Here is an 11,292-nt window from a genome sequence, read left to right on the forward strand (position 1 = left end):
CAGGGTGATGTCCGGTAGCAGGCGCTCGGTACCGGAAGGTGGTGGTTTGCTCGTCGGTACGTAAGGTGCACAGGCGTGAGTGGCAGCGGCCTGACTCGACGCAACCGGTGGGCAAGCTTCGTCCCCGCCGGTTATAGCGGATCGCTGGCGGTGCTGATCGCTGGGCCATTGTTGGCGCCGGGCTACCTGCTTTTGCGAGATGCGGTGAGCACACCCCGGTCGTATATGACGGACTCCGCGCTCGGACTCGGCGACGCCGCTCCGCGAGCGGTTCCACAGGATGCGATGCTGGCCACGCTGTCGCCGATCGTCGACGGTGGGCTGATCGTCAAAACGATTCTGCTCGTGGCGCTGTGGGCTGCCGGGTATGGAGCGGCGGTGCTGGCCAGGGAACTGCTTCAAGTATCGACCGGGCCGCAATTGGTCGCCGTTACCGTCGCGCTCTGGAACCCATACGTGGCCGAACGCGTGCTCCAAGGGCATTGGAGCCTGCTGACCGGATACGCGGCACTGCCGTGGACCGCACTGGCCGCCTATCGAATTCGCATCCGGGGGCGATGGGTAAGCGGCTCCGACGCGGGGGCACGCGGGGGCGCGGTCGGTGCCTGGGGTGCCCTGGCCGGGTGTTTTGCGGCGGCGGGGCTGACGCCGACCGGCGCTCTGCTGGCGGGCGGCACCGCGGTGGTGCTGGTCGGGCGTCGGAGTGTGCTCGGGACGCTGGTTCTACTATCGGCGGCGTCCGCTCCCTGGTTGGCGGCGGCCGCTTTGTCGGGTGCCGGGACCGCGTCCTCGGACCCCGCCGGAATCGCCGCCTTCGCAGCCCGCGCCGAACCCGCCCTCGGCACACTCGGCTCCCTGGTCGGACTGGGAGGAATCTGGAACGCCGACTCGGTTCCCGCCTCCCGCACCACCCCACTCGCCCTGATCGCCACCGCCCTACTCCTGATCGTTGTAGTCATTGGTCTCCGCACCACCGCCGGGATCAAGACGAGCACCAACGGCCATGCCAACGCTCAGTCCACACCCCCGACCAGCACCGCACGCGTCGATGAGTCCGACACCGGCACCGCGACAAACCCGTCGAAGCATCCCGAGATCGGAAAAATCACGGTCGCGACCAGCGGAGACAAGGCGGCACGCGCTGGCGACCGCATCGATCGTGAGAGCTTGCGAGTTCGTCGCGGGCTGCTGATACTGGCGGCTTTCGCCGTCGTGCTGCCTGCACTGGGGGCGACGTCGTGGGGTATGAGCGGTTTGGAGTGGCTTGTTGCTCATGTGCCGGGGGCGGGGTTGTTGCGGGATACGCAAAAGTATGTGGCGCTTGCCATGCCCGCGTATGCGCTGTGCGCCGCTGCTGGGTGTCGAGCGGTCGCCATGCGCTTCGCGGCGAATAGCGCCGCGACGAAGAAGCCTGCCCGCTCGCCCGGGATGGCATTGACCGCAATGGTATTCATCGCACTGCTGGTGCTGCCGCTGTTCGATATGGCTTGGGGCGTCGATGGGGCGCTGAAACCGGTGCATTATCCGGTCGGCTGGCAGCGGGTTGCTGAGCGGATCGACGGGCCTGGGGATGTCGCGGTGTTGCCCGGCGGGATGTTTCGGAAGTTTCCGTACAGCGGCAAGGTGGCGGTGTTGGATCCGGCGCCGCGGATGCTGCCGCGCGATGTGCTGCAAACCGGTGAGCTCCCGGTGCACGGGCGCACCGTTGCCGGTGAGGGCGCCAGGGCGCGGGAGGTCGAAACCGCACTGTTGCACGGTGATTCGGCGCGACGGTTGGCTCAGCTCGGAGTCGGCTGGGTGCTCGTCGAACGCACCACTCCCGGACCGCTCGGCGAGTCGAAAACAACACTCGCCCAACTGGACTCGGTCTACACCGACGACCAACTGGCGTTGTATCGAGTCCCCGAAACAACAGATAAAGGTGCACACTCCGCGTACCGTGCGATCGCCTACGTCGCCCATATCCTTTGGGCCGCCCTTTTAGTCGGCGGCCTGCTACTAGCAGCCATATTGCGCCCACCACGTGAAAACGGTTGATGGTGTTCATACCTGAGCTTCACCACGCAAATCCAAACGCTATCTCACACAAGCCACAGGGCCTGTTACGCGATACTCCCCGCGCATGCGACTGTCGGACCGGATCCGACACGTACCACGCGCCGACTCCCCACCGGTCACGACAGCGCAACAGCACGTAAGGATCACCGATAAATCAGTCACCGGACCGCGGCCGGGCTAGAGCTGACCGCACCACGCCGCCTCCCAGAGCGGATGCACAGGCCTCGACATCGCAACGCTGCACCGCCACCGACGAATTCGTCGCCCGATAGCAGGCCTCAACCGTCGCCCGATAGCAGGCCTCAACCGATCAGGGCCCAGGCGGGATCAGCCCCGAAGTGTGCTCACCACGAGCCGCTGCTTCGAGCACCGCGTACACACCGTTCCCGGTCTGCTCCCAAGAGAATTCACGCGCACGGGCACGGGCCTTCTCACCCATGACAGCGCGCGCTTCGGTGTCATCGATGAGCTCACCGACGGACTCGCAGAGCTGGCTCACATCGTCGACGAGTACCCCGGTCACACCGTCGACAATGGAATCGGTGAGGCCGCGCGAACTGCGGTAACCGATCGTCGGTACCCCGTGTTGCGCCGCCTCGATCACCGCCAGGCCCCAGCCCTCCTTGCGCGACGGCAGCACGTGCACCCAAGCGCGCGCAAGCAATTCGTGTTTGCGCCGCTCGTCGACGTGGCCGTGGAAGGTGACCGCATCGGCGATGCCGAGGGCGCGGGCGTCGGCCTTCAGGTTGTCCGCCCACCAGCCGTCACCGACCACATCGAGCCGCAAGCCGGGAATCCGACTCCGTAGTCGGGCGACAACGGCCAATGCGTCTTCGATCTGCTTGTGCGGCACCAGTCGCGAGAGCACCACGATGCGCGGCTCTTCGGTGCGTGTCTCGGCGCAGCCGGTCGGTGCGTCCGCAGGAACGGGTTCAGCGCCATTGCGGACCACCGCGATACGGGAACCGTCCACGCCCAGCGTGGCCAGTTCCTCCGCCGATGGCAGCGAAACGGTCAGATATTGGTTGTGCCGATGCACCCGGGGCGAGAGTCGCGATTCGATCCACCAGCCGATCCGCCCGACGAACCGTCCGGCGACCGGCCACTGTTCCCGATGCCCGTGGTGTACCAGCACCACCGACGGCGCCTTCGTCGCCGCACCCGCGAAGAACGGGATCCCGTTCTGCGTATCGATCACCGCATCGGGCCGCACACTCCGCAACGGACCGAGGCCGAGCCGTCCGAGTGCGATCGCGGCCAGCGCCCGCGGATAGACAGAGAAGCGCCCGCCCGCCCGGCTGATATCGATGCCGTCGATACGCTCCCGCTTCGCCGCGCCCGGATAGCGCGCGGTGCGCAGGGTGACCTTGACACCCCGCGCGGCGAGCTGCGCACCGACCTGTTCCAGGTACCGTTCGCTGCCGCCGCCCTGCGGGTGCCCGGTGTCACGCCAGCACAGCAGGAGGACTTCGCGCACGGTGGAGCTTCTCTCGGTCAGCAGGGTCACGGATATCGCCGTACACCCTAACCCGCACCACCAACCGGCCCGTCCGCACCGCGCGGGAATTCCCACCCCAGGCGGGCGGGACCGCGGCGCATTGCCCGCACTATGCGAGACTCTGCGCCGTGCCGACTGCTGAAACCGAGCCAGCCGAGGCCGTGGCGGCGCGGGCCGCACGGCGCGGAGGAGCCATGTTCCGGTTCGCGCGGCGGGCGACCTTGCGCCGGTCGCTGCGGCTGCTCGGCAGTTTCCGGTTCGAGCAGACCGATCCCGCATTGTTCTACGGCGGTCTGGCCGCCGACAGTGCGACGATGATCGGCGATTTCTACACAGATGTCACCGGACACGGCCTCGATGGCGCGACCATCCTGGATGTCGGCGGCGGCCCCGGCTACTTCGCGGACGAATTCGTCAAGACCGGTGCACGCTACATTCCCGTCGAGCCCGACCCATCGGAGATGCATGCCGCCGGACTCTCGGTGACCGGTGCGGTCCGCGGGTCCGGTATGGCACTGCCGTTCCGTGACAATGCGGTCGACATCTGCTTCTCCTCGAATGTTGCCGAGCACGTGCCGCAGCCGTGGGTCATGGCCGACGAAATGGTGCGCGTGACCCGTCCGGGTGGCTTGATCGTGCTGTCGTACACGGTGTGGCACGGCCCCTTCGGTGGCCACGAAACGGGACCGTGGCACTACCTCGGCGGCGAGTACGCCGCGCGCCGATACCGTCGCAAGACCGGCCGGGAACCGAAGAACCGCTTCGGCAAATCACTGTTCGCGGTCGGCGCCGCCGACGGATTGAGTTGGGCGGCAAGCACTTCCGCGGATGTGCGCATCGTTTTCCCCCGCTACCACCCACGCTGGGCTTGGTGGGTGGTTCGCGTACCCGTATTGCGAGAGTTACTGGTGAGCAATCTGGTGGTAGTGGCCACCAAGCCGTAGCGCTACTTCTCCAGCCAGCCCCGGCGCCAGCTCCTGCGCCCGCATGCGTTGAGCGTGGCCGCCCATGGCGATTCCTGAATGGCCAGACCAACCGTCTCGAGGGTGGTTAGGCCGACCTGATCAGCCAGCATCCCGACCATGGCGACCGCCTCGGCGGCCTGCATCGCCGCCGTAGCCTGCTCGATGGTCAGCGTCCGGCCCGGTAGGAAGGAAACCACCCACCCACCTGCGCCGACGCTTTTAGCTTGATGCTCGGTCTGGTCGCTGGTCATCAACGACCGGCCGATCACTTGCACCGCCATGGCTCTGACTCCCAATTGCGTAATCGGTTCATGAATCGAGCGAGCTGATCAGTAGCTACAGCATGACCGGTGCAGCAAGAGAACGCAATAGTGCGTTCTCTGAAAAGCGAACCGACAGGTCGGAATTCGCGCTGTTCGGAAGGGTGGCGGTGCGAAAAACTGGAACACGTTACAGACAATCGGGCCACAAAACTGTAACGTGTTCTCATGCATTACGACAGCCTGTTCATCGGCGGCCGCTGGACCGCGCCCGCCGCCACCGAGCGCCTCCAGGTCATCTCGCCCGCGACGGTCGAGCCGGTGGGCAGTGTCCCGGTGGTCGGTCGCGCCGATGTCGACGCCGCCGTCGCCGCCGCCCGGCACGCCTTCGACAACGGTCCATGGCCATCCACACCGCCCGCGGAGCGCGCCCAGGTATTGACGCGCGCCGCCCGTCTGATCGAGGAGCGTTCGGCCGATCTGCTGGCCACGCTCACCGCCGAAATGGGCGCACCGCAGATGATCGCCATGACGCTCAACCAGATTCCGGCGGTGGCCGCGCTCGACGCGTACGCCGGACTGGGCGAATCCTTCCCCTGGAACGAGACCCGCACCGGCTTGTTCGGCACCGCGCGGGTCTCGCGGGAGCCGCGCGGGGTGGTCGCGGCCGTCACGGCATGGAATGTCCCGCTGTTCCTCGCGGCCAATAAGCTCGCGCCCGCATTGCTCGCCGGATGCACGGTGGTGCTCAAGCCCGCACCGCTGACTCCGTTGACCGCCAATAAGATCGGGGAAATCTTCACCGAGGCGGGCCTGCCCGAGGGCGTGCTGTCGATTCTGCCCGCCGAGGCGGATGCGGCGGAGTATCTGGTCTCGCATCCGGGCGTCGACAAGGTCACCTTCACCGGCAGCACCGCGGTCGGCCGCAAGATCGGCGCGATCGCGACCGGACAGCTCAAGAGCGTGTCGCTCGAGCTCGGCGGCAAATCGGCGGCAATCCTGTTGCCGGATATGGATATCGCCAACATTCCGGTGCTCGCGTTCTCCGGCCTGATGAATAGCGGACAGGGTTGCGTCGCGCAGACCCGCATTCTCGCGCCGCGCAGCCGCTACGACGAGATACTGGACGCGCTGGTCGAGCACGTGAAGACGCTGAAGACCGGTGATCCCACCGATCCGGCGACGACCTTCGGCCCCCTGATCTCCGAACGTCAGCGCGACCGTGTCGAGGGCTATATCGCCAAGGGCGAGGAAGAGGGCGCGCGGCTGGTGCTCGGCGGCGGTCGCCCGGCGGATCTGGACCGCGGCTGGTTCGTCGAGCCGACCATCTTCGCCGATGTCGACAACAAGTCGACGATCGCGCAGGAGGAGATCTTCGGCCCGGTCCTGTCGGTCATCCCATACGAGACCGAGGACGAAGCGGTGGCCATCGCGAATGATTCGGTATACGGCCTGGCCGGGTCGGTCTGGACCGCGGATATCGAGCACGGCGCGGAAATCGCGGCCCGGGTGCGCACCGGAACCTACGCGATCAATTGGTATGCGTTCGACCCGAGTTCGCCGTTCGGCGGGTACAAGAACTCCGGCCTCGGCCGAGAGAACGGACCGGAGGGTCTGGACGCATTCTGCGAGCAGAAGTCCCTGCTCATGCCGATGGGGTGGACAGGGTAGTCAAGCCCCCGACATAACCACCCGGACTACCGGCTGACGGTCCGGTGCGTCGACGATGCTCGGCGCACCGGCGTCGACGATTTCGACTTGCCAACCAGATGGCAGCGCCTCTTGCAAACGTCCGGCAGCGCGCCGCAGCGGGGTGCTCGCGGTCACCGGGTCGGTACCGGTGACCTGTGACGCCAACCGGCCGATTTCCAGATCGGTCATGCTCCAACCACCTCTCATGCGTCGATCTCATTGCTGGCCGCTGGTACGCGGATTCGCCGGTCGAAGGGAAGTAGTTCAGTCGATCCAAGTCATACAGTTAATAGTTGGCGATCGAAACGTTCGGTCATGGGGACGGAGAACACATAAGCCCCCGTGGGGCATGTCATGCCGCAATACGAACCATGTCCGGGCAAATCAACGGTAGCGCACCGGCAGCTGCGGATCCGGCAATCCGAGAACATCCGCCGATCAATACCGCACGGTACGCTCAGGCGCCGACAAGATCCGCTAGCGGCGCAGCGACCGGCGATAACCCGCGGGCGTCGTCCCGGTAGCGGCGCGCAAATGCACCCGCAGCGCGGTGACGCTGCCGAATCCGGACTGTGCCGCAACAACTTCGACGGGCAGTTCGGTGGTTTCCAGCAACTCTCTGGCACGCATCGTGCGCTGTGCCTCCAACCAGCGCCGCGGCGTCGTGCCCACCTCGGCTTTGAATCGACGGATGAAGGTGCGCTCGCTCATCAGCGCATGTCCAGCAAGCGCTGAAACATCCGGTGCCGCGGCCGGATTCGCCGCCGCCCAGGCCATGGTCGCGGCTAAGACCCCAGGGAAGTCATTGCCGCCAAGAGCATCCGGAATGTATTGCGCCTGACCACCCTCCCGGTGCGGTGGTGTCACATTCCAGCGGGCCAGCTCGGCCGCCACACCCGCGCCCAGTTCACGACGCACGATATGCAGACACAGATCCATTCCCGCGGACAATCCCGCCGAGGTGAGCACATCGCCGTCGTCCACATATAGTGCGGCGGGATCGAGCTTGACCGATGGGAACAGCGCAGCGAATTCATCGCAATACGCCCAATGGGTGGTGGCGGGCCGCCCGTCCAGGAGTCCGGCCCGCGCCAGGACGAATGCGCCGACGCAAATGCTCACCATGGTCGCGCCCCGCGCCGATGCGGACCGGAGCGCGTCGAGTACCTCGTAAGCCGGCGGCAATGTGGGCAGGGCGATGCCCGGAACCACCACTATGTCGGCGCTCGTCAGTGCCTCTAGCCCCTCATCGACCCGGAGGTCGAAACCATTCGGCGTCCACACCGACCCCGGCCGCATACCGCAGGTCCGCATCTCGAACCCCACCGGCTCCCCGGTCTTGCCCGGACCGTGGCGAAATGCCTGCACCGCACAAGCCAGGTCATAGGTCATGACGCCGTCCAGCGCCAGCGCGACTACCTGCTTCACACCTGCGAGTCTGGCACGTATCCGAGCATCACCGGAATCCCTGCCACCCAACTGAGCATGCTGATCAGATGCCCGCCCCTTGGCCTGAACCACAGTCTCGGGCTAGCGCGCACCCTGTGTCGGTAGCCGAAGGCTATACGACGCCTTTGCTGGGACAGCACTGGCGAGCTTCCTCCCGGATTCATCGCGGCATAGGTGGAGCGTTTCAATGGGGCGGCTCTATGTTGTGGGGCCGATCCGCTGGCGGTCGTGGCGGCGCTGGGCGGACATGACTTCGGCTGTGTGCTCACGGATCCAACCGAGGAACTGATGCAGCGACTCGGTAAGCCCTCGGCCGAGTTCGGTGAGTTCGTAGCTGACCCGCGGCGGCGTGGTGGGTTCGACGGTGCGAGTGATCAACCCGTCGCGCCCGAGTGTGCGCAATGTCTGCGACAGCATCTTCTCGCTGATGCCACCGATTTTGGTGTGCAGCTGCGAGAACCGTTGTGGCCCATCGGTCAACGCGGTGAGGATCAGCATGCCCCAGCGGCTCGTGATGTGGTCGAGCACCTCGCGCGCCGGACACTCGCTGTTGAATGCGTCACTCATGCCCTGCCAGGTAGTGGGCTGGACCTGCGAACCTACCGCCATTTCTGGAGCTTACCTGAAGGTATGTCCTTACCACTGGTAAGCCTTCGGCCTACGCTGCCGCCATGGTCACAGTCGTTTTCGGAGCTAGCGGCAATGTCGGTCGCCATGTGGTGGCGGGTCTGATTTCGAGAGGGGAACAAGTTCGCTCCACGAGCCGCGAACCCAGCACCGCGGGTTTCCCGCCGGGGACGGAGGTCGTCGCGGCCGATCTAGAGCAGCCCGAAACGCTGCCCGCCGCACTCGAAGGCGCGCAGCACGTATTCCTCTACGCCAAGCCCGAGGGAATCGACGGTTTCGTGGCGGCTGCCGAGGCCGCCGGGGTACGGCACGTGGTGTTCCTGTCGTCGGGCGCCGTGCTGCAGAGCAATGCGTCGGACAATCCAATTGCCTTGATGCACAGCGTCATCGAGGCCGCCATCGAGAAATCCGGTCTGGCATGGACCTTCATCCGCCCCGGGATGTTCGCCACGAACGCATTGTGGTGGTGGCAGCATTCCATCCGTGACGAGGGTGTCGTCCGGCTGCCGTATCCCGATGCCCGCACCGCACCCATCCATGAGAAGGATTTGGCGGCACTCGCGGTCACCGCGCTGACCGAACCCGGTCATGAAGGCCGGGCCTACACCGTTTGGGGCCCCGAGTCACTGACGCTGCGCGAGCAAGTACAGCAGATCGGCGCAGCCATCGATCGCGAAATCGCCTTCGAGCTCATTTCCGAGGAGCAGGCCCGCGTTGAGTTGGGCAAGAGCATGCCCGAGATCGGCGTGGAGGCCGTCCTCGCCGGATGGAAGGCGGGAGTAACCAACCCACCCCAGGTATCCACCATCATCGAAGACATCACCCACCGCCCCGCCCACACCTTCACCCAGTGGGCACAAGATCACGCCCCCGACTTCCGCTGACCGATCAAGATCAGATGGAAATGGTGGCGGAGGCTTCTAGCTTGGGCTCGAGGGGTGATCGGCTGCGGCTTGGGTGGCTGCTGGTCTGGCCTGCCCATCGCTCTGCGGCCTGCTCGCCGACCTCCCTGACCTGGTGTAGGGGAGTGCTGTCGCAGATCCAATGACTATCGCGCAGAAGGTATATGTTCTGCGCGATGGTCGCTGCTTGTGCGCGAGGCTCATAGGGTGTGCGAGACGGCCGGGCGGGTTACTTGGTGCGCCCTGGCGTCCGCGGCTCCAGCGTGCGCTCACTGGTCTGGTCTGGGTGCGGCGCCTGTCTGGTCCGGTCCGCCTTGGCTCGCTGTAGTTGTTTGCGCCGCGCTTGTTTTCGCACGCCCGCGCATGGATTGCTCGGCGAATTGGTGCGCGGCGCGCCAAAGCGTGCGTGACACCGAATCAGCGGGGTCCGCTGGTGTGGCCTGGGTGTTGGTTGTCTGCTGCAACAGCACCGTCGGGTGATCGAAGGGGTTGTTGGCTGGAGTCGTCGGGTCCGAACCGGGTGGTGGTGCGCCGGTTCTGGGAATTGGTCGGCGCGGAGTATGGACCGCCGTTTCCACGTGATCACCTGTCCATTGCGAACTTTTGGCTGGGTGGGAGCCAGATTGGCGGGAATCCGAGGGTTAGTGGCATTTGTGTCACTGGTTAGTAGGAAGCTGGGGGGCTTCACTGAGAGCGAGACGTGTTCGAGGAGAAGGAGATCGGCGTGGGTGCGCCTGTGGGGATGGATTGGGAATGGGCGAGGCGTACCGGTGGGGCGCTTTCCAGTAGTCAGCGGAGGCAGCTGACTGCCAAGCTCGTTGCGGGCGTGCCCCGGCTCGTTGCCGGGCAGGCCGCGTTGGCACTGGGGAGAAGCGGGAGCGGGCGACTGGATTTCGCGGAACTCCGACTGCCCGATTCGAAGCTGGCCGAGGCCGCCGAAGAGGAAGCACGGGAATGCCTTTCGGTGCACGTGTTGGAGCACTCGTATCGGAGCTATTTCTTCGGGCGCGCGCTCGCTGAATTCGACGGCACGAAATACGACGACGAGTTGGCCTACGTCTCCTGCCTGCTACACGATTTGCAGCTCGAACATCCCACGCCCGGAAGGTGTTTCGCGGTTGCCGGGGCGGAGCGCGCCGTCGGATTCGTCCTCGGCGCAGGTGCGACACCGGAGCAGGCGGAGACGGTCGGCGCCGCGATCGCCGCGCATCTCACCATCGGGGTCGCCGATACGGTCGACGATCTCGGCTTGGTATCCGCCGGTGCGGCCGTGGACGTGTTCGGAGCTCGAATGTCCGATCTCGATCCGAGCTGGGTCGAGGAACTGCTGCGCCGCCATCCGCGACACAACTTCAAAAAGCACATGACGGAAGCGCTGACGAACGAGGCGTCCGCGGTGCCGGACGGACGCACTCGATGGCTCATGCGCACCGCGGGCTTCCGTCAACTGATCGGCCGCGCCCCCTTCGCCGAATAGACCTCCGCCACAAACGAAACCGCCCGCACCATCGTGAAAGATGGTGCGAGCGGTGCCACGAGTTCGCCACTACTCGGCCCCCACGGACCGAGTCCCACGAGCGACCGTTCGCCGCAGAGCGACCAAAGCGCATGTGCCGAAGTCCGCGAGTTTCACCACAACTCGGCCACTACGCAGCCGGACTTACCAGCGACCCGCTCACAGCCCGACTCACGGCCGAACCGCCGAAGCGCACACGACGAAGCCCACAAGTTTCACCACAACTCAGCCACTACGCAGCCGGACTTACCAGCGACCCGCTCACAGCCCGACTCACGGCCGAACCGCCGAAGCGCACACGACGAAGCCCACAAGTTTCACCACA

The 11,292-nt window shown here is 65.7% G+C and carries 10 protein-coding genes; 5 read left to right on the forward strand and 5 right to left on the reverse strand.

Going from position 1 to position 11,292, the window contains the following annotated elements; genetic code table 11:
• The first annotated feature begins 90 nt into the window (after positions 1 to 90).
• Positions 91 to 2,037, forward strand: a complete 1,947-nt coding sequence (locus tag ACIBG0_RS09005) for a hypothetical protein (RefSeq protein WP_397031204.1) — start codon at positions 91 to 93, stop codon at positions 2,035 to 2,037.
• A 331-nt stretch (positions 2,038 to 2,368) separates the two neighbouring features.
• Here the strand turns inward: ACIBG0_RS09005 and ACIBG0_RS09010 are convergent, their stop codons facing one another.
• A complete protein-coding gene (locus ACIBG0_RS09010; RefSeq protein ID WP_397031205.1) occupies positions 2,369 to 3,535 on the reverse strand; it encodes a glycosyltransferase family 4 protein in 1,167 nt (388 codons plus the stop codon).
• 215 nt (positions 3,536 to 3,750) lie between these two features.
• Here ACIBG0_RS09010 and ACIBG0_RS09015 point away from each other — a divergent pair, with 215 nt between their 5' ends.
• Positions 3,751 to 4,500: a class I SAM-dependent methyltransferase gene (locus ACIBG0_RS09015; protein ID WP_397031207.1), complete on the forward strand. Its 750-nt coding sequence runs from the start codon at positions 3,751 to 3,753 to the stop codon at positions 4,498 to 4,500.
• Positions 4,501 to 4,502: 2 nt separating this feature from the next.
• Here ACIBG0_RS09015 and ACIBG0_RS09020 read toward each other — a convergent pair whose 3' ends face one another.
• A complete protein-coding gene (locus ACIBG0_RS09020) occupies positions 4,503 to 4,802 on the reverse strand; it encodes a hypothetical protein (RefSeq protein WP_397030733.1) in 300 nt (99 codons plus the stop codon).
• Between the two features lie 207 nt (positions 4,803 to 5,009).
• Here ACIBG0_RS09020 and ACIBG0_RS09025 point away from each other — a divergent pair, with 207 nt between their 5' ends.
• Positions 5,010 to 6,452 (forward strand): aldehyde dehydrogenase, encoded by a 1,443-nt coding sequence (locus ACIBG0_RS09025; RefSeq protein WP_397030735.1) that lies wholly within the window; start codon positions 5,010 to 5,012, stop codon positions 6,450 to 6,452.
• Here ACIBG0_RS09025 and ACIBG0_RS09030 read toward each other — a convergent pair whose 3' ends face one another.
• The 3 genes from ACIBG0_RS09030 to ACIBG0_RS09040 form a co-directional block, all read right to left on the reverse strand.
• Positions 6,453 to 6,662 (reverse strand): hypothetical protein, encoded by a 210-nt coding sequence (locus ACIBG0_RS09030; protein ID WP_397030737.1) that lies wholly within the window; start codon positions 6,660 to 6,662, stop codon positions 6,453 to 6,455. It lies immediately after the preceding gene.
• A 288-nt stretch (positions 6,663 to 6,950) separates the two neighbouring features.
• Positions 6,951 to 7,901, reverse strand: coding sequence for a GlxA family transcriptional regulator (locus tag ACIBG0_RS09035; RefSeq protein WP_397030739.1), 951 nt, complete (start codon positions 7,899 to 7,901; stop codon positions 6,951 to 6,953).
• A 219-nt stretch (positions 7,902 to 8,120) separates the two neighbouring features.
• Positions 8,121 to 8,531, reverse strand: a complete 411-nt coding sequence (locus ACIBG0_RS09040) for a winged helix-turn-helix transcriptional regulator (protein ID WP_397030741.1) — start codon at positions 8,529 to 8,531, stop codon at positions 8,121 to 8,123.
• A gap of 62 nt (positions 8,532 to 8,593) precedes the next feature.
• Between ACIBG0_RS09040 and ACIBG0_RS09045 the strand changes: the two genes are divergently transcribed.
• Positions 8,594 to 9,433 carry an SDR family oxidoreductase gene (locus ACIBG0_RS09045; protein WP_397030743.1) on the forward strand — a complete coding sequence of 280 codons (840 nt, stop codon included), beginning with the start codon at positions 8,594 to 8,596 and terminating at the stop codon, positions 9,431 to 9,433.
• Positions 9,434 to 10,193: 760 nt separating this feature from the next.
• Positions 10,194 to 10,928, forward strand: a complete 735-nt coding sequence (locus tag ACIBG0_RS09050) for a phosphohydrolase (RefSeq protein ID WP_397031209.1) — start codon at positions 10,194 to 10,196, stop codon at positions 10,926 to 10,928.
• Positions 10,929 to 11,292 lie beyond the last annotated feature (364 nt).

The sequence above is a fragment of the Nocardia sp. NPDC050630 genome (genome assembly GCF_044457245.1).
GTDB lineage: Bacteria > Actinomycetota > Actinomycetes > Mycobacteriales > Mycobacteriaceae > Nocardia.

Excerpts from the sequence above, each read along its gene's own strand:
- ACIBG0_RS09015 (WP_397031207.1), top strand. The coding sequence starts at position 3,751 with ATGTTCCGGTTCGCGCGGCGGGCGACCTTGCGCCGGTCGCTGCGGCTG.
- ACIBG0_RS09025 (WP_397030735.1), top strand. The coding sequence starts at position 5,010 with ATGCATTACGACAGCCTGTTCATCGGCGGCCGCTGGACCGCGCCCGCC.
- ACIBG0_RS09030 (WP_397030737.1), bottom strand. The coding sequence starts at position 6,662 with ATGACCGATCTGGAAATCGGCCGGTTGGCGTCACAGGTCACCGGTACC.
- ACIBG0_RS09040 (WP_397030741.1), bottom strand. The coding sequence starts at position 8,531 with ATGGCGGTAGGTTCGCAGGTCCAGCCCACTACCTGGCAGGGCATGAGT.
- ACIBG0_RS09045 (WP_397030743.1), top strand. The coding sequence starts at position 8,594 with ATGGTCACAGTCGTTTTCGGAGCTAGCGGCAATGTCGGTCGCCATGTG.
- ACIBG0_RS09020 (WP_397030733.1), bottom strand. The coding sequence starts at position 4,802 with ATGGCGGTGCAAGTGATCGGCCGGTCGTTGATGACCAGCGACCAGACC.
- ACIBG0_RS09050 (WP_397031209.1), top strand. The coding sequence starts at position 10,194 with ATGGATTGGGAATGGGCGAGGCGTACCGGTGGGGCGCTTTCCAGTAGT.